Below are 15898 nucleotides of genomic sequence, written 5' to 3' on the forward strand. Positions count from 1 at the left end.
TGTGCCGTGGGCGATCCCCGAAGAAGAGTGATCGGGGTCGTTCGACCGGTCAGTGCGCGGCGCGGTACGCGTCGACGATGCTCCCGGGGATGCGACCGCGCTCGGAGACCGCGTGGCCGTTCGCATTCGCCCACTCGCGGATCGCCGCCGTCTCGGGTGATCCGGCGGAGCGCTTCCGCGACGCGCCGCCGCGCGTGGAAGACGTCGCGGACGAACGACGGGCTGCAGAGATATACGGCTCGAGCGCTTCACGGAAAGCGTCGGCATTCGCGGAGGTCAGGTCGATCTCATATGCAGTGCTGTTGAGAGAGAAATGGACGGTCTCGCCTTCTCCGATTCCCAGAACGGTTCCATCGAGATCGTCTACGAGTTGATGCACAATACGTCGGGCCATTCCGTCAGCTTACGCGCGAAAGAATGCATCGACAATCATTTCGACAGCAATGGAATTCGCGTGCGACCCATGGCGTGAAAGCGCCGACGTCATGGACGCCGCGTATTCAGCAGAATTCAGGGGAGCAATCCGGCTCGCCGAGCGCGGGCGACAGCCGCGTGTCTTGTCGATGCGTCCAGCTTCGACATCGCCGTACCGAGATAAGCCTTGACCGTTCCCTCACGCAATCCGAGCTGGGCGGCGATCTCGGCGTTGGTCGCTCCGAGCGCCGCGCACGCCAGCACATCGGTCTCGCGGCGGGACAGGTGCACGGTCGGAACGGGAGCGGTGGTCACCTGCGGCTCTTCACCGGCCACGGTGAGCAGCCGCTTCTCCAGTCGGGACAGCCTTTCGCGCATTCCGGCATCCGTGATCTCCGCGGAGATGCTGCGCAGTTCGGCATAACTCTCCCGCAGCTCCTCCAGTCGGGAGGAGGAGAACTCCTGTGGGCGAGGCAAGAGCGTGCGCATGCGCCGTTCGACCTCGTCGCGGATGCGCAGTTCGGATGCCACGGATTCCGCGACCGTCATCGCCGGGGCCGTGCTCACTCCTCCGACCGGCGTCTCCTCCCACGCGCCGGCGTAGAGCACCCCGCGAGAGCGACCGCCGACCACGATCGGAATCGCCAGGAGCGTGCGCAGTCCCTCTCCGAGGACGAAACCGTCGTAGTCGTGGGTGATCTGCTGGGATGCGCCGTAGTCGCTGGTCATGCGCGGGCGCAATTCCGTCATCGCACGCCCGCCCAGACCGCGTTCCGGGCGTACCCGCAGTCCTTCCAGGCTGTGCGTGCGATTGCCCACGATGCTCGTCACCGAGACGACGCCGTCTTCGATGAGTCCGCCGAACGCGACGGGGAAGCGGGTGCGACGAGACAGCTCGCGCACCGCATGAGCGACGAGATCTGCTTCGTTGTCCAATGTGACCGTGGTGCTCACCGAAGTACCTACTTTCGGGGGTGACGATGCCGTTCCCCGTTTCGTAGCGTCGACCCTACCACCCGCGCGGCACCGCTGCGCGAGCTCCCCGACATGTGGCAAGGAGGCCTCATGACCGACCGAATCGACTCTGAACCGGCAGGTGGAATCGACTACATCGCCGTCGAGGAATCACCGAGATTCCGGCAATTGAAGAAGACGCAGCGCTCATTCATCTTTCCTATGGCCGCTTTCTTCCTCATCTGGTATTTCGCCTATGTCCTTCTCGCGGCTTTCGCGACGGATTTCATGGGACAACGCGTGTGGGGCGATATCACCATCGGCCTGCTGCTCGGGCTCGGACAGTTCGTGACGACTTTCGCCATCACGATGGCATACGTCTCCTTCGCCAATCGAAAACTCGATCCCAAAGCGCAGGAGATCCGGGAAGAACTCGAGAAGGCGGAGGCCGGCGCATGAATGTCACACCCATGGCCGCCACAGCGACCGCTGACAACAATCCCATTCTCAACATCGCGATCTTCGCGGCTTTCGTCGCAGTGACCCTCTTCATCGTCATTCGGGCAAGCCGCAACAACAAGACCGCGGCCGATTACTATGCGGCCGGTCGTTCGTTCACAGGGCCGCAGAACGGATTCGCGATCGCCGGAGACTATCTTTCGGCCGCATCCTTCCTCGGCATCTGCGGTGCGATCGCGGTGAACGGCTACGACGGCTTCCTGTACTCCATCGGATTCCTGGTCGCGTGGCTGGTCGCGCTCCTCCTCGTCGCGGAGCTCATGCGCAACACCGGGAAGTTCACGATGGCGGATGTGCTCTCCTGCCGTCTCAAGCAGCGCCCCGTGCGGATGGCCGCCGCGATCACCACGCTCGCGGTCTGCTTCTTCTACCTCCTCGCGCAGATGGCCGGAGCAGGCGGACTCGTCTCGCTGCTGCTCGGCATCGACGGCCGGCTCGGGCAGTCGATCGTGATCGGCGTCGTCGGCGTGCTGATGATCGTCTACGTGCTCATCGGCGGTATGAAGGGCACCACCTGGGTGCAGATCGTGAAGGCCGTGCTGCTCATCGCCGGCGCGGTCGCCATGACGATCTGGGTCCTCGCGCTGAACGGTTTCAGCCTGAACACGCTGCTGGAAGCCGCCGTCGAGAAGTCGCCGGCCGGCGATGCGATCCTCGCTCCCGGCCTGCAGTACGGCGCCAACCCCTGGGACTTCCTGTCGCTGGGAATGGCGCTGGTGCTCGGAACCGCCGGCCTGCCGCATGTGCTCATGCGGTTCTACACCGTGCCGACGGCGAAGGAGGCGCGGCGTTCGGTGGTGTGGGCGATCTGGCTCATCGGCGGGTTCTACCTGCTGACGCTCGTGCTCGGCTACGGCGCGGGTGCGCTGGTCGGCGCAGAGGTCATCCAGGCCGCGCCGGGAGGCGTGAACTCGGCGGCACCGCTGCTGGCGCAGCATCTGGGCGGCCCGATCCTGCTGGGCTTCATCTCGGCGGTCGCCTTCGCGACGATCCTCGCGGTGGTCGCAGGGCTCACGATCACCGCGGCGGCCTCGTTCGCGCATGACATCTACGCGAACATCATCCAGAAGAACCGCAAGAACTCCGACGGGACCGCTGCCGATCCCGACCCGAACGGCGAGGTCAGGGTCGCCAGGCGCACAGTGGTCGTGATCGGCATCCTCGCGATCCTCGGCGGGATCGGAGCGCAGGGGCAGAACATCGCCTTCCTCGTCGCGCTCGCCTTCGCGGTCGCGGCGTCGGCGAACCTGCCGACGATCCTCTACTCGCTGTTCTGGCGCCGGTTCAACACCCGGGGCGCGGTGTGGAGCATGTACGGCGGACTCGGGTCGGCGATTGTGCTCATCGTGTTCTCCCCGGTGTTCTCGGGGTCGGAGACCGCGATGATCCCCGGAATCGACATCGTGCTCTGGCCGCTCAATAATCCGGGCATCGTCTCGATCCCGCTCGGATTCCTCCTGGGGTGGCTCGGCACGATCACGAGCCACACGCTTGAGTCGCCGCAGCTCGCGGCGGAGATGGACGTGCGCTCGCTCACCGGCTTCGGGGCCGAGAAGGCGACCGAGCACTAGTCCCGCCCGTTCATCCGAGTCGAGGAACCCCCGCGGGCCCACACCGCGGGGGTTCCTCCGTCTATCGCTCCAGGTCGAGCAGGTAGCGTTTGTGCTCGGGATGAGCGCCGTACTGGCCAGGACTGCCGTCCGAGCGCACGACGCGGTGGACCGGCACGATGACGGAGAACGGCGTCAGCCGGCAGGCAGTTCCCACTGCGCGTGCCGCGCCAGGGCTGCCCGCGACCACGGCGACCTCGCCGTAGCTCATCGTCTGACCCCATTCGATGGACGTGATCGCCTGCAGTGCCGTGCGGTGGAACCCGTCGATCAGACGCCAGTCGAGCCGTACGTGCTCATCGAAGCGCACAGCGTCGCCAGCGAAGTAGTCATCGAGCAGATGCGCGAGCTCGTCGGCGGCGCCGGGATCCGGCACCGGCACCTCACGCAGGCGAGCGGAGACGTCTTCGAGAAGCCACGGAACGGAGGGGTCGACGGATTCGGAAAGGTCGAAGCGCACGATCCCCTCGTCGGAGAAGACCACGAGCGCGTCGCCGAACGGAGTGGGGGCGAAGTCGTAGCGGAACGTCATGACCCCATCCTGACGTGCGCCGCCGACGTGCGTGCACGCGAAGCCGTCAGTGGGGGAGAAGCTGCAGAACCGGCTCGCATGTGCAGGAAAAGTGGGCCAATCCGGTGAAACCCGCCCGGGATGCAGGGTCTGCGCGGCCTCGGAGCCTAGTCTGTCCATGTGTGGCGACGTGAAGAGAAAGCTGCGGATGCCGCGGCAGCGGAAGCCGCGATGAACCTCGGCGACCGGCAGGACGACCAGATGGCGATCGCGGTGTCGCACATCGCCGACGCCGAACGCACGAGACTGCGTGCCGAAGCCGCGGATCTCGGAGGCCCCTCGCCGCTGGTCACCTACCGCGACACGATCGAGGGCGGCATCGACATCTCCCGTGCGCATCCAGGGAGCCTGCCGCAGTTCATCACCGGCAGATCGACGCTGCTCTCCAATCTGTTCCGAGATGAAGTGGGGCTGCGCACCGCCAGACTGGCCGCCGAGCGCATCACGGCGAAGCACACCGAGCTGCGCACCGTCCGCGGCATCGAGGCCGTGCATCTCGCTGTCGGCATCGCCGGCTGGCGCATCGGCGGCGCAGACTTCGCAGCGCCCGTGCTGCTGCGCCCGCTCGCCATCCGGCGCCACCACACCGACTTCGAGCTGAAGCTGCAGGGCGCCTTCATCGTCAATCCCGAACTCGTACGAGTGACCCGCGAGCACTTCGGCATCACGATCGACGCCGACGCGCTCGCCGCGCTCGCGTACGACGGCGGCATCTTCAAACCGCAACCGGTCATCGACCGTCTGCGCGCGGCGACCCAGTCCATCGACACGTTCACCGTGCTTCCGCGGCTCGTGGTGTCGACGTTCGCGGATGTCGGCGCAGCGATGACCCGCGACAGCCGCACGCTCGAGCATCCCCTCCTCAACGCCCTCGCCGGTCACGTCGCCGACCGCGAGCAGGTCACTGCAGCGCGTCCCGCGCCGCACATCACGAGCCCGGACGACCGCGCGCCGGCCTCCGACACGCTCCTTCTCGATGCCGACGCCGAGCAGGAATCGGTGCTCGCACGCATCTCGGCCGGCCATTCGATGGTGGTCGCAACGCTTCCGGGAACGGGTGGGACGCAGACGGTCATCAACGCGCTCGGCGAGCTGGTGCGCGCAGGAAAACGCGTGCTGGTCGTCTCGGCCCGGCGCTCGACGCTCGACGGCGTGCGCCACCGGCTGTCCGGCATCGCTCTCGACAGCCTGGCGGTCTCGCCCGCAGGGATCCGTCGCGACCTCGTCCACGCGATCGGACGCAACGAGAAGGCCACCGCGCCCAAGGTCAGCGACGTCGACGACGCGCTGGTGCGCCTGCGCACGGTGCTGCGCGACTACCGCAAGGCCCTCACGACGCCTGTCGCCGGGCTGGATGCATCGGTGCTCGATGCCACGCGGCACCTCGCCAGGCTCGCCTCGCTCCCCACGCCGCCCACGACGACGGCACGACTGAGCACCGAGACGCTGCGCGGACTTGCGGGCGATCGCACCGCGGCCGCCGCTGCGCTCGTGCAAGCGGCTCGACTCGGAGAGTTCCGCTTCGGGCCGAACGATTCGCCGTGGTACGGAGTGAGTTTCAGCAGCACGGAGGCCGCGCGGTCCGCGCATGAACTCGCCGGCAGGCTGCACGCCTCGAGCGTTCCCGCGCTGCTCGAGCGCGGCTACGAACTCATCTCGCAGACGCACATGCGTCCGTTCGCCACGATCGACGAGCTCGGCGAGTACCTGCGTCTGATCGAGGGGATCCGCGACTCGCTCGACAGATTCAGCCCGACCGTGTTCGAACGCCCGCTGGGTGAGCTCATCCAGGCCCATGGCTCCCGTCGCGACTCGCCGGGCATGTCCGGCGCGAACCGGCGCAGGCTGCGGCGCCTGGCCAAGGAGTACGTGCGCCCCGGCGTGCACATCACCGAGATGCACGAGGCGCTGCTGCGCATCCAGCAGCAGCGCACGCAATGGCAGCGCTTCGTCGACGCCGGCGTCGCTCCAGAGATCCCGCTCGGCCTGTCGGACGTGTACGGATCCTGGCAGCGGGTGAGCGCGGAGCTCGCAGAGCTGGATGCCGCTCTCGGTCGTCGCGAGCCGTTGGCGTCGCTTCCGGTCGAACGGCTGGTGCGCACTCTCGCGGGCCTCGCGGCGCGCTCCGACGTGTTCGACAATCTCGTCGAGCGCGCGACGATCAGGGACACGCTCGCCACGCTCGGACTCGAACCGCTCCTCGCCGAGCTCTCGGTGCGTCACGTCGCAGAAGACCAGGTGGCGAACGAACTGGAGTTCGCCTGGTGGCAGTCTCTGCTCGAGCGCGCGCTGCAGGACGACCGTGCGCTCCTGGGGGCGAACACCGCCGTCGTCGACCGGCTCGAGCGCGATTTCCGTCTCGTGGATGAGGCTCATGCGTCGATGGCCGGCCCGCTCCTGGCCTGGCAACTGGCCAACCAGTGGCGAATCGCGATCGTCGACGAACCCGCCGAGTCCCAGAATCTGCGGCGTGCTCTCACTCAGGGCGTGCCCTCGACAGCTGAGATCGTCGGTGCCGCTCCGACCCTCATGAACGTGCTCGCCCCGGCGTGGATCTCCTCGCCGTACCAGGTGCCGGAGATCCCCGACTCGGTCGAGTTCGACACCGTGCTCCTGGTGGATGCCGCCGCGATCAACCTCGCCGAGGCGGCGCCGGCGATCCGCCGAGCGCGTCAGGTGGTCGCCTTCGGCGATCCGGTCACTCAGCGACCGACTCCCTTCCAGGTGGCCGTCGATGCCGACCGCGAGTGGGAGGCGGAGGTGCCGTTCGACGACGTCTCGGTGTTCGAACGCCTGGCGGAGCTGCTGCCGGTCATGACCCTCACCCGCAGTTATCGTGCCGGCGGTGAGGACCTGGCCGAGCTCATCAACGATGCGTTCTACGGCGGCGAGATCATCTCTCTGCCCTGGGCTGGTTCCTACCTCGGGCGAGGCAGTCTCACCGTCGACTACGTCGAGGGCGGAGTGGGCGCACCCGACCCCGTCTCGGGCGCCGTCGAGAGTCCGGACGCCGAGGTCGCCCGCGTTGTGACGCTCGTGGTGGAGCACGCCGTGCACCGTCCGTCCGAGTCGCTCATGGTGATCACTGCGAGTGCGCGTCATTCCGAGCGCGTGCGCGCGGCCGTGACCAGTGCATTCGCTGGTCGGTCGGATGTCGCCGACTTCGTCGGACGTGACACCGCGGAGCCGTTCGCGGTGCTCACACTCGAGGAGTCTGTCGCGGAGAGCCGCGACCGTGTGATCTTCTCCCTCGGGTACGGCCTCACCAAGCACGGTCGCGTGCTCAGCGACTTCGGCGATCTCTCCACGCCGGACGGCGAGCGGCTCCTGACGGTCGGGATGACCAGGGCGCGTCGTTCGATGGTACTGGTCTCGTCCATCCGTCCTTCGTCATTCGACGACGGGCGCCTCGAGCACGGAGCATCCACTCTGATGTCCATCCTCGGCGGGCTCGCGGCGCGGAGTCGCGATTCGCGCCTGGAGGACCTCGCCGACCCGCTCACGCTCGCCCTCGCGCGCGAGCTGCGCAGACTCGGCGCGTCGGTCGACGTGGACTATCGCGGTCTGCTGCCGCTGGTCGCCCAGCACGGTGGCAAGGCTGTCGTCATCGAATCCGATCCCGAATCGCGTGGGGAGTCGCTGCGTGAGACGCTGCGGCTTCGTCCGCATGTTCTGCGCCGACTCGGCTGGCACTATGTGCGCGTGCATGCGTTCGACCTCTACAGCGACCCCGTGACGGCGGCGTCGCGTATCGCTGCAGTGCTGGGCATCGCCGCGGATGCCGTGCGATCCGACACCGACACGCAGCCGATCGATCTTCCTGGCGATGCCTGACGAGAGAGCGCCGCAGCCGGAGCGTCAGCGCATCGTGCGGGTCCCCGGCAGCAGGCGTGCCCAGCTCACCCCCGCCCCTGATACCGACCCGTCGCCGGATGTCGTCACGAATGCGGCGCGCACCAGGAAACCCGATCGCGACGGCGGTCCCAACGACGCGCGCCTGCGCGACGACGTGCCCCCGCACTACTGACGCACGACAGCACGAAGCCCCCACCCCCGAAGGGATGAGGGCCTCGACAGCTGCTCCGGTCAGCTCAATGCGTCCCTGCGGAGTGCGTCGCGGATCTCGATGAGCAGTTCCTGCTCGGTCGGCAGCGTCTCCTCCTCGACGGCGGGGTTGCGCGCGGCCTGACGCTCCTTGTACTTGTTCATCGGGACGACGAACACGAAGTACACGACGAGCGCGACCGCGAGGAAGCTGATGATCGCCGAGATCAGCTCTCCGATCGGGAAGGTGACCTCCTGGCCGTAGATGCCGGTCATCTGGATGCCGACCTCTCCCGTCGCACCCGCGTCGAAGAACAGCGAGACGAGCGGGGTGATGATCGCGGAGACGACCGCGTTGACGATCGCGGTGAACGCACCGCCGATGACGACGGCCACGGCGAGATCGATGACATTGCCCTTGGTGATGAATTCCTTGAATCCCTGGAACATGGGAACCCCCATCTTTCGATGCTTACCTCAGGTCGAGGCTGGAGCCGCAGCAGGTGCCGGGTTGGCGCTCGTCGACGATTCCGATTTCGAGGATGCCGAAGATCCGGGCTTTCCACCAGAGCCACTCCGTGAATCGGTGCGATAGAAGCCGGATCCGTTGAAGGTCACGCCGATGGAGCCGTACTGCTTCCGGAGCGGTCCGCCGCACTCAGGGCAGACGGTGAGGGCGTCATCGGAGAAGCTCTGGACGGCGTCGAACTGGTGGCCGCACGTGGTGCAGGCATAGGCATAGGTGGGCATATCGTCTCGGATGGATCAGTGTCGCGCTGGCGACAGGGTGAGGGTGCGAGTGGGGGTCACGACACCGGTGACCGGCTGGTCGTGCATCTCTCGCGGAAGGGAATCGAGTATCTCGGAATCATAAGTCACGGCGTACACCGGAGGACATTTCTGCATGGATCCGATGGTCTTGTCGAAATAGCCGCGACCCCAGCCCAGTCTCATGCCGGTGCCGTCGACGGCTGCCGCAGGGATGATCATGAGGTCGACGTCGTTCACCGCGATCGGGCCGAGCACCTCGCCGGTCGGCTCGGGAAGTCCGAACAACCCCTCGGCGACGTCGCCGGAGTCGTCCGCGACCGCCCAGTCCAGCAGCCCGTCGGCGCGGGTCACCGGCAGGAGGACACGGATGCCGCGTTGCACGGCCGCAGTGACGAACTCCCGGGTGCCCGGTTCCGTCGTCGCGGAGAGGAAGCACGAGATCGACGAGGCGGAGTGCGCATCGACGAGAGCGTCGAGCTGTTGGCGGATGCCGACGGCTGCGGCCTCGCGCTGACTGTCCGAGAGCAGCTGGCGGCGCTCGCGCAGCTCTGCACGCAGCGCGCGCTTCTCCTGCTCGATGTCGGTGGACATGCCTCGAGTCTACGTGTCGTGGCGATGACGGCCCCCGCTAAGCTGGCCTGATGGGACACCAGAAGATGAAGGCAGTGATTCCGGCAGCCGGCCTCGGCACGCGGTTCCTGCCCGCGACCAAGGCGATGCCGAAGGAAATGCTTCCGGTGGTGGACAAGCCGGCGATCCAGTACGTGGTCGAAGAGGCGGCTGCTGCGGGGATCGACGACATCCTCGTGATCATCGGTCGCAACAAGAACATGATCTCCAACCACTTCGACTCGGTGCCGGAGCTCGAGGTGAAGCTCACCGAGAAGGGCGACATGGCCCGCCTCGAGCGCGTCATGAAGTCCAGTGACCTCGCCGACATCCACTATCTGCGCCAGGGCGAGCCCAAGGGCCTCGGGCACGCGGTGCTGCGCGCCAAGGCGCACGTGGGCGACAGCTCGTTCGCGGTGCTCCTGGGCGACGACCTCATCGACGAGCGCGACGAGCTGCTGACCACCATGATCGAGATCAACGAGCGCACCGGCGCGACCGTCGTCGCGCTGATGGAGGTCGACCCGTCGAGCATCCACCTCTACGGCGCCGCAGCCGTCGAGCAGACCGACGAGACCGACATCGTCCGCGTCACCGGACTGGTGGAGAAGCCCGCCGCGGAGGACGCTCCGTCGAATCTCGCCATAATCGGCCGCTACATCCTGCCGGCCGCGGTGTTCCCGATCCTGGAGCGCACCGAGCCTGGCAAGGGCGGGGAGATCCAGCTCACCGATGCCCTGCAGGAGCTCGCCGCCGATTCGGAGGGACCAGGGGTGATCGGTGTGGTCTTCCGCGGACGCCGCTACGACACCGGCGACCGCGTCGACTACATCAAGGCGATCGTGCAGCTCGCCACCGACCGTGATGACCTCGGTGCCGAACTGCGACCGTGGCTGAAGGAATTCAGCGAGCGCCTCTAGGCGTTTCGGGGCGGGTATGCGCATGGACCTGCTGCAGGGGCACCGTCATGGTCCGGTCGAGCTTCGGCTCATCCGCAACCGCGACGCGCGCGTGCTGCAGCATGAGCTGCTGGACAATCGCGCGTGGCTGCAGCGGTGGGAGGCGACGATCCCTCACGGCACGGCGTCGTTCGACATGCGTCTCAGCATCCGCCGTCTGCTGCAGCAGTACCGCGACGGAGGGGGATACCCCTTCGTGATGGAGTACGACGGCGAGATCGCCGGCCAGCTGAACATCTGGGGCGTCTCCCGCGGATCCCTCTGCTCGGCGACGATCGGCTACTGGGTCAGCGAGCGGTTCGCGGGCAAGGGCATCACGCCGACGGCCGTGGCGCTCGCGACCGATGCGGCGTTCAGGGAGTACGGACTGCATCGGATGGAGATCTGCATCCGTCCGGAGAACGAGGCCAGCCTGCGCGTCGTGCAGAAGCTGGGCTTCCGGTACGAGGGACTGCGGCGCCGCTACATCCACATCGACGGCGACTGGCGTGATCACTACGCCTTCGCGCTCACTCGCGAGGACGCCCCCGAGGGAGTGCTCGCGCGCTGGGTGAACGGACGCGTTCCACAGGACGCGGCGACGATTCCGCCGTCCGACCGCCTCCCGATCTGAGAATCATCGCGCTCCCGCGGCGACACGCGCCCTGAGTGAGGGGCAGGCGGCGCCCTGTCGCATACCGTTGTCCCTATGGATGGGCCGGTGCTGAGTGGGGGCGTGATCGTCCTCGTCGCCGTGCTGCTCTGGATGCTGTATCTGCTGCCGTCCTGGCGCGGGCGCTACCAGTACAACGCCGCAGAACGCAACGCGGTGCGGTTGAATCAGGCGCTGCGCGTGCTCGCGGAGACGAGCGAGACGCCGGCGGAGGTCCATCTCGAGCTGAACGCACGCACCGCACATGCGCAGCAGAAGCTTGCGAAGCGGCTGCAGTCGGAGAAGGAAGCGGTCGAACTCGTCCGGCTCCGCGAGGAGCTCGCCGCGACCAGGGCCGATCCCGTGGTGCGCCAGGCGCGTGCCAGGCGTCGTGTGCGCGTGACTGCCTCCGTGGTCCTGGTTATCGGTCTGTCCGTGGCAGGAACCGGTGTGTGGCAGGTCGTCACCGGCGGCGCCCAACTGCTGATCTGGGTGGGCGGCGCTCTCGCGCTCGTCGCTGCCGTGACACTGCAGAAGATGGCGTCCGTCGCCCGCCGCGCCGCACGGCGGCCCGCACCCGTCGTGGCCGATGAGGCGCCCGCACGGGTCTCGCCCCCGCTGCACGATCAGGGGCGCGCGTCGTGGACCCCGAGACGGCTTCCGGAGTCGATGGCGGCGGTGGCCGGGTCGGCCACGCAGATCGCGCGAGCGGAGATCGAGGCGCAGGAGCAACTGCGTCGCGCCGCGAGGGTGGCTGCGCTTCGCGTGCGCGCGGAGCAGATGGCGGCACCCGCCCCCGTCTCGCTGCCCGCTGCCGCGCAGACGACCTCTCCGTATGCGCGCATGGGCATCGTCGACGATCAAGAGATCGAACAGCACGTGCGGCAGCTTCTCGAACGGCGTGCCGCCGGTTGAACGGGCCGTCGGCGCAGGGCACCGTTCGAGCGTGATAATCTAGCTGAGGTTCACGGGCCTATGGCGCAGTTGGTAGCGCGCCTCGTTCGCATCGAGGAGGTCAGGGGTTCGAATCCCCTTAGGTCCACACTGTGTTGAGACAGTGAAGTACAGGCTCCGCTTCGGCGGGGCCTGTTCTGCTTCCCGGCCCGCTGCTCAGGTCGGACGGCCGGCCTCCTGGATGATCTGCGCCACCACGTCGGCGTCGTAGTGGAAGACCACATCGTCGGGCGTCAGACGCTCGAGGAACGGCACGACCCGCACGCGATCACCGTCGACGGTCACGACCGCGCCTCCGAAGCCGTCGATCGCTGACTCCTCCCGAGGGTCCGCGAAAGCGCGCGACAGGTTCGTGACGCCGGGCGCCACGGTCACGGGCACGCCCGCGACGATCTCGGTGATCGGCAGGTGATAGTGGCCGCTCAGGATGACACGCACGTCCCTACCGCGCACGACATCGAGAAGCCTCCGACCGTCGTGCTCATCCAGCGCAAGCGCCTGCAGCAGCTCGGTCTGCGCGCGCAGCGGAGGGTGATGCACGACCACGACCGTGCCGTGCGCCGCCGGCACGGCGATGGCCTCCTCCAAGAACAGGAGCTGCTCGGGCTCCAGCGTGCCGTAGCCCGCACCCGGCACCGAGCTGTCCAGCACCACGACCCGCCAGCCGTCCTGGTCGACGACGGATGCCACGGGACGGTCGAGGTCGATCCCGGGCGACGGCCGCTCATCGGCATCCGGTTGCCCGTCGCCCAGCACCGCGCGGAATGCATCGCGCCGATCGTGATTGCCCATCGCGAAGACCGCACGAGCTCCCCGGGCGAACGCCCAAGGAGTGACAGCATCCCGAATCTTGATGTACGACTCCTCGGAGCCGTCCTGGCTGACGTCGCCGGAGAGGACGACGAGATCGAACGTGAGGTGCCCGACGTGGGAGAGGGCACGCCGAAGGTGCTCGGCCGTGTCGACCACGCCGTAGTGCCGGCCGCCGTCGCCGGAGAAGTGCGTGTCGCTGAGGTGCAGGATGCGGAGTGCGCTCATGCAAGACACTCTTGCAGGATCATGCGCTCAGCCCAAGGATCTAGCCCAGCAGCAATGTCGCGATCAGCAGCACTGGTACGCACCCCAGGGTCGTGATGAACACGGTGTCGCGTGATATCGATTCGCCGATGTCGTAGCGCTGCGAGTAGTTGAACACATTCTGCGCCGTCGGAAGCGCCGCGAGCACGACGACGATCAGCACCTCGTGGGCGGACAGCCCGAACACGAACTGAGCGACGACCCACGCGACCACTGGCATCACCAGAAGCTTCAGCACGCTGGCGAGCAGCACGTCGCGGCGGTGCCCGGCGGAACCGAGGACGCGTTGCCCGTGCAGGGAGATGCCGTAGCTGATCAGCAGCACCGGCACACAGGCGTTCGCGAGCAGGACGGCCGGTTCCATCACGATCGCCGGCAGCTCGACGCCGAGCACGGAGACCAGGGTTCCCGCCGCCGAACCGAGGATGATCGGATTCGTCGCCGTGCGGACGAACGTGCGCCACACCGAACTCCTGCCGCTCGTCACGGCGTCGAGGATCGTCAGCGAGATGGGGGTGAACACCAGCAGCTGCAGCAGGATGACGGGCGCCGGGTACGCGGCGCTGCCGAGAAGATAGAGCGACAGCGGGATGCCGATGTTGTTGGAGTTCACCTGACCGGAGGAGAGAGCACCGATCACGGTCTCGCCGACGTCGCGTTTCCAGATCAGCGTCGCGACGAGCCAGTACATCCCGATCACGACCACTGCCGCGATCGCGGACACCGGCAGCAATGACGAGAACAGCACCCTCGCATCCGCCTGCGCGAGCACCGTGAACAGCAGGAACGGTGAGAGGACGAAGAAGGTCAGACGACCGAGCACATGGCGGGCGTGCTCACCGAGCAGGTCGATGCGTCCGACGATGTACCCGACGGCGATGGCGAGTCCCACGACGACGAATCCGGTGAGAGTATCGAGCACCCTTAGAGCGTAGTGCTCGGTGTGTCCATCCAGCGGGGCAAAGCCGCCGTTTTTTCCGTCTCACCGGGTAATTTGACTTCCCTGTGGAACCGGCTATGGTCAGGGGTTACACCCGCCAGCCGAACGAGAGGGGAAGCGAGTCCCGATGTCAGGAAAGACACCCAACGCAAAAGCAGGAAAGAAGGCTGCGCAGTCGTCGCTGAAGGAGAAGCGAGCGGCGAAGCGCGCGAAGCAGGAACCGGCCACGTTCCTCAAGCCCCGCAAGGGCGCGAACGGCTGATCGGAGACTGGGCCGGTTCCTGTGGAGGGGGTCGTCGGGCGGGTGGCCCGGCGGCCCCCTCCACCCATGTCGGAGAATGGGGCGGATTCTACGCGGGCCACGCGCGCATGGCGGCATCCGCAGCCGCCATGAGCTGGCTGCGGCCTGCGCCGTACCGCGCCTGCGCGGAGAGTCCGCTGAGCACGACGGTGATGTAGTCGGCGAGGGCGCCGATATCGATCTGAGCGTCGAGATCGCCGTCGGCGCGACCTCGCTGCAGACGCTCGATCAGGGTGCGACGCGATTGCTCCCTGTGGCGCCCGAGCAACGGCTCTGAGAGCACCAGGCAGCCGTGGGGCTGTCCCGACTTCGTGTACTCCACGGCCGCATCGTGCAGCAGCCTGGCGACGGCGCCTCTCGCGGTCGGCTCCTGCAGCGCCCGCGCCGCGAATGACGCGGGATGGCTCTGATACATGTCAGCTGCCTCATCGAAGAGCTGCCGTTTGTCACCGAAGGCCGCGTACAGGCTCGGCGGGGCGATCCCCATGGCAGAGGTGAGGTCGCTGATCGACGTGCCCTGGTATCCATTGCGCCAGAACAGCTGCATCGCGGCGACGAGCGCGGTGTCACGGTCGAATGTGCGTGGGCGTCCCATACCTGAATTGTAGTGGTCGATACATTAATGCGCTACGGTGATTGTGTAGTGACCAATACAAAAAGGAGATGCGCAATGGGTGGACTCGACGGCAGAACGGCTCTGGTGACCGGTGGATCGCGGGGGATCGGGCGGGCGATCAGCGAACGACTGGCCGCAGACGGTGCGCTCGTCGTGCACGGACGCGACGCCGACTCCGGGCGCGGGGTCGTCGACGCGATCGTGTCAGCGGGTGGCCTGGCCTTCACGATCGGCGCCGACCTCGGAGAGCAGGACGGCCCTGAGACCCTGTTCTCCAGGCTCGACGCCGAGCTTCAGGAGCGCACCGGAGCGCGTGGCCTGGACATCCTCGTCGCGAACGCCGGCATCGCCGGCCCAGGGTCGCTGGCATCGACCAGTGCCGAATGGTTCGACGAGCTCTTCGCGGTGAACACGCGATCCGTCTTCTTCCTGCTGCAACAGGCGCAGAGCAGGCTGGTCGACGGCGGTCGGGTCGTGACCATGTCCACGGGGCTCACCAAGCGCGCCGACCCCGACCTGCTGGCCTACTCGATGTCGAAGGCGGCGCTGGACACCATGATCCTCGGCGCGGCGAAGGAACTCGGTGCGCGAGGCATCACGGTCAACGCCGTGGCGCCCGGTGTGATCGACACCGACATGAACGCCGGGTGGTTGCACGCGAGCAGCGACGTGCAGGAGATGGTCTCGGCGATGTCACCGTTCAACCGCATCGGCACGCCCCCGGACGTCGCCGATGTCGTGGCGTTCCTCGTCTCGAACGACGCACGGTGGGTGACCGGGCAGTACATGGACGCCACCGGCGGCGCGCTGCTCTGAGGCGGAGCCGTCAGGCGCCCGCTCGGCCCTGCAGCCTCCTGGCGAGCTCCTGCGCCGTCTCGTCGACCGCAGTCGCAAGCACTGAGACGTCGCGGTGCGTGTCCGGATCCTC

At 67.3% G+C, this 15898-nt stretch carries 18 protein-coding genes and 1 tRNA gene; 10 read left to right on the plus strand and 9 right to left on the minus strand.

Going from position 1 to position 15898, the window contains the following annotated elements; genetic code table 11:
* Window positions 1–49: 49 nt before the first annotated feature.
* Both ACNPNP_RS18505 and ACNPNP_RS18510 read right to left on the minus strand, forming a co-directional pair.
* Window positions 50–394, minus strand: a complete 345-nt coding sequence (locus ACNPNP_RS18505) for a histone-like nucleoid-structuring protein Lsr2 (RefSeq protein ID WP_448967509.1) — start codon at window positions 392–394, stop codon at window positions 50–52.
* A gap of 116 nt (window positions 395–510) precedes the next feature.
* Entirely contained in the window at window positions 511–1368 is an 858-nt protein-coding gene (locus ACNPNP_RS18510) for a LuxR C-terminal-related transcriptional regulator (RefSeq protein WP_448967510.1), read from the minus strand.
* Between the two features lie 111 nt (window positions 1369–1479).
* On the opposite strand from ACNPNP_RS18510, the gene ACNPNP_RS18515 reads away from it, so the two are divergent.
* Window positions 1480–1827, plus strand: a complete 348-nt coding sequence (locus ACNPNP_RS18515; protein WP_448967511.1) for a DUF485 domain-containing protein — start codon at window positions 1480–1482, stop codon at window positions 1825–1827.
* On the plus strand, window positions 1824–3458 hold the full coding sequence (locus tag ACNPNP_RS18520; protein ID WP_448967512.1) for a solute symporter family protein: 1635 nt from the start codon (window positions 1824–1826) through the stop codon (window positions 3456–3458). The genes ACNPNP_RS18515 and ACNPNP_RS18520 overlap by 4 nt, the downstream gene beginning before the upstream one ends.
* A gap of 61 nt (window positions 3459–3519) precedes the next feature.
* Here ACNPNP_RS18520 and ACNPNP_RS18525 read toward each other — a convergent pair whose 3' ends face one another.
* Window positions 3520–4029 (minus strand): methylated-DNA--[protein]-cysteine S-methyltransferase, encoded by a 510-nt coding sequence (locus ACNPNP_RS18525; protein WP_448967513.1) that lies wholly within the window; start codon window positions 4027–4029, stop codon window positions 3520–3522.
* A 210-nt stretch (window positions 4030–4239) separates the two neighbouring features.
* Between ACNPNP_RS18525 and ACNPNP_RS18530 the strand changes: the two genes are divergently transcribed.
* Together ACNPNP_RS18530 and ACNPNP_RS18535 are read left to right on the plus strand one after the other, a co-directional pair.
* Window positions 4240–7902: an AAA family ATPase gene (locus ACNPNP_RS18530; protein ID WP_448967794.1), complete on the plus strand. Its 3663-nt coding sequence runs from the start codon at window positions 4240–4242 to the stop codon at window positions 7900–7902.
* A complete protein-coding gene (locus ACNPNP_RS18535) occupies window positions 7895–8095 on the plus strand; it encodes a hypothetical protein (protein WP_448967514.1) in 201 nt (66 codons plus the stop codon). The genes ACNPNP_RS18530 and ACNPNP_RS18535 overlap by 8 nt, the downstream gene beginning before the upstream one ends.
* 59 nt (window positions 8096–8154) lie before the next feature.
* Here ACNPNP_RS18535 and mscL read toward each other — a convergent pair whose 3' ends face one another.
* The 3 genes from mscL to ACNPNP_RS18550 are packed head-to-tail and all read right to left on the minus strand — an operon-like array spanning window position 8155 to window position 9474.
* The gene (gene mscL, locus ACNPNP_RS18540; protein ID WP_448967795.1) at window positions 8155–8562 is read right to left on the minus strand and encodes a large conductance mechanosensitive channel protein MscL; all 408 of its coding nucleotides are present in this window, start codon (window positions 8560–8562) and stop codon (window positions 8155–8157) included.
* Window positions 8563–8589: 27 nt separating this feature from the next.
* The gene (locus tag ACNPNP_RS18545; protein WP_448967515.1) at window positions 8590–8862 is read right to left on the minus strand and encodes an FmdB family zinc ribbon protein; all 273 of its coding nucleotides are present in this window, start codon (window positions 8860–8862) and stop codon (window positions 8590–8592) included.
* 15 nt (window positions 8863–8877) lie between these two features.
* Window positions 8878–9474, minus strand: coding sequence for a 5-formyltetrahydrofolate cyclo-ligase (locus ACNPNP_RS18550; protein WP_448967516.1), 597 nt, complete (start codon window positions 9472–9474; stop codon window positions 8878–8880).
* 50 nt (window positions 9475–9524) lie between these two features.
* Between ACNPNP_RS18550 and galU the strand changes: the two genes are divergently transcribed.
* The 4 genes from galU (at window position 9525) to ACNPNP_RS18570 (ending at window position 12124) form a co-directional block, all read left to right on the plus strand.
* Window positions 9525–10412 carry a UTP--glucose-1-phosphate uridylyltransferase GalU gene (galU, locus tag ACNPNP_RS18555; protein WP_448967517.1) on the plus strand — a complete coding sequence of 296 codons (888 nt, stop codon included), beginning with the start codon at window positions 9525–9527 and terminating at the stop codon, window positions 10410–10412.
* 22 nt (window positions 10413–10434) lie between these two features.
* Entirely contained in the window at window positions 10435–11064 is a 630-nt protein-coding gene (locus tag ACNPNP_RS18560; protein WP_448967518.1) for a GNAT family N-acetyltransferase, read from the plus strand.
* A 75-nt stretch (window positions 11065–11139) separates the two neighbouring features.
* Window positions 11140–11997 carry a hypothetical protein gene (locus tag ACNPNP_RS18565; RefSeq protein ID WP_448967519.1) on the plus strand — a complete coding sequence of 286 codons (858 nt, stop codon included), beginning with the start codon at window positions 11140–11142 and terminating at the stop codon, window positions 11995–11997.
* Window positions 11998–12051: 54 nt separating this feature from the next.
* Window positions 12052–12124 (plus strand) — tRNA-Ala (locus ACNPNP_RS18570).
* 68 nt (window positions 12125–12192) lie between these two features.
* Here ACNPNP_RS18570 and ACNPNP_RS18575 read toward each other — a convergent pair.
* Window positions 12193–13074: a metallophosphoesterase gene (locus tag ACNPNP_RS18575; protein WP_448967520.1), complete on the minus strand. Its 882-nt coding sequence runs from the start codon at window positions 13072–13074 to the stop codon at window positions 12193–12195.
* Window positions 13075–13114: 40 nt separating this feature from the next.
* Complete coding sequence (locus ACNPNP_RS18580) at window positions 13115–14035, minus strand: AEC family transporter (protein WP_448967521.1); 921 nt, start codon at window positions 14033–14035, stop codon at window positions 13115–13117.
* Between the two features lie 145 nt (window positions 14036–14180).
* Between ACNPNP_RS18580 and ACNPNP_RS18585 the strand changes: the two genes are divergently transcribed.
* Window positions 14181–14315 carry a hypothetical protein gene (locus ACNPNP_RS18585; RefSeq protein ID WP_448967522.1) on the plus strand — a complete coding sequence of 45 codons (135 nt, stop codon included), beginning with the start codon at window positions 14181–14183 and terminating at the stop codon, window positions 14313–14315.
* An 88-nt stretch (window positions 14316–14403) separates the two neighbouring features.
* On the opposite strand, the gene ACNPNP_RS18590 is transcribed toward ACNPNP_RS18585, so the two are convergent.
* Window positions 14404–14949, minus strand: coding sequence for a TetR/AcrR family transcriptional regulator (locus ACNPNP_RS18590; RefSeq protein WP_448967523.1), 546 nt, complete (start codon window positions 14947–14949; stop codon window positions 14404–14406).
* A gap of 75 nt (window positions 14950–15024) precedes the next feature.
* On the opposite strand from ACNPNP_RS18590, the gene ACNPNP_RS18595 reads away from it, so the two are divergent.
* Window positions 15025–15786 carry an SDR family oxidoreductase gene (locus ACNPNP_RS18595; protein WP_448967524.1) on the plus strand — a complete coding sequence of 254 codons (762 nt, stop codon included), beginning with the start codon at window positions 15025–15027 and terminating at the stop codon, window positions 15784–15786.
* Window positions 15787–15898 lie beyond the last annotated feature (112 nt).

It is taken from the genome of Microbacterium xerophyticum, assembly GCF_053543555.1.

What these genes read in the sequence shown, in the direction of transcription:
- mscL (WP_448967795.1), bottom strand. Translation starts at nt 8,562, where the DNA reads ATGTTCCAGGGATTCAAGGAATTCATCACCAAGGGCAATGTCATCGAT.
- ACNPNP_RS18545 (WP_448967515.1), bottom strand. Translation starts at nt 8,862, where the DNA reads ATGCCCACCTATGCCTATGCCTGCACCACGTGCGGCCACCAGTTCGAC.
- ACNPNP_RS18515 (WP_448967511.1), top strand. Translation starts at nt 1,480, where the DNA reads ATGACCGACCGAATCGACTCTGAACCGGCAGGTGGAATCGACTACATC.
- ACNPNP_RS18550 (WP_448967516.1), bottom strand. Translation starts at nt 9,474, where the DNA reads ATGTCCACCGACATCGAGCAGGAGAAGCGCGCGCTGCGTGCAGAGCTG.
- ACNPNP_RS18535 (WP_448967514.1), top strand. Translation starts at nt 7,895, where the DNA reads ATGCCTGACGAGAGAGCGCCGCAGCCGGAGCGTCAGCGCATCGTGCGG.
- ACNPNP_RS18505 (WP_448967509.1), bottom strand. Translation starts at nt 394, where the DNA reads ATGGCCCGACGTATTGTGCATCAACTCGTAGACGATCTCGATGGAACC.
- ACNPNP_RS18565 (WP_448967519.1), top strand. Translation starts at nt 11,140, where the DNA reads ATGGATGGGCCGGTGCTGAGTGGGGGCGTGATCGTCCTCGTCGCCGTG.
- galU (WP_448967517.1), top strand. Translation starts at nt 9,525, where the DNA reads ATGGGACACCAGAAGATGAAGGCAGTGATTCCGGCAGCCGGCCTCGGC.
- ACNPNP_RS18595 (WP_448967524.1), top strand. Translation starts at nt 15,025, where the DNA reads ATGGGTGGACTCGACGGCAGAACGGCTCTGGTGACCGGTGGATCGCGG.
- ACNPNP_RS18560 (WP_448967518.1), top strand. Translation starts at nt 10,435, where the DNA reads ATGGACCTGCTGCAGGGGCACCGTCATGGTCCGGTCGAGCTTCGGCTC.
- ACNPNP_RS18525 (WP_448967513.1), bottom strand. Translation starts at nt 4,029, where the DNA reads ATGACGTTCCGCTACGACTTCGCCCCCACTCCGTTCGGCGACGCGCTC.
- ACNPNP_RS18575 (WP_448967520.1), bottom strand. Translation starts at nt 13,074, where the DNA reads ATGAGCGCACTCCGCATCCTGCACCTCAGCGACACGCACTTCTCCGGC.
- ACNPNP_RS18590 (WP_448967523.1), bottom strand. Translation starts at nt 14,949, where the DNA reads ATGGGACGCCCACGCACATTCGACCGTGACACCGCGCTCGTCGCCGCG.
- ACNPNP_RS18530 (WP_448967794.1), top strand. Translation starts at nt 4,240, where the DNA reads ATGAACCTCGGCGACCGGCAGGACGACCAGATGGCGATCGCGGTGTCG.
- ACNPNP_RS18520 (WP_448967512.1), top strand. Translation starts at nt 1,824, where the DNA reads ATGAATGTCACACCCATGGCCGCCACAGCGACCGCTGACAACAATCCC.
- ACNPNP_RS18585 (WP_448967522.1), top strand. Translation starts at nt 14,181, where the DNA reads ATGTCAGGAAAGACACCCAACGCAAAAGCAGGAAAGAAGGCTGCGCAG.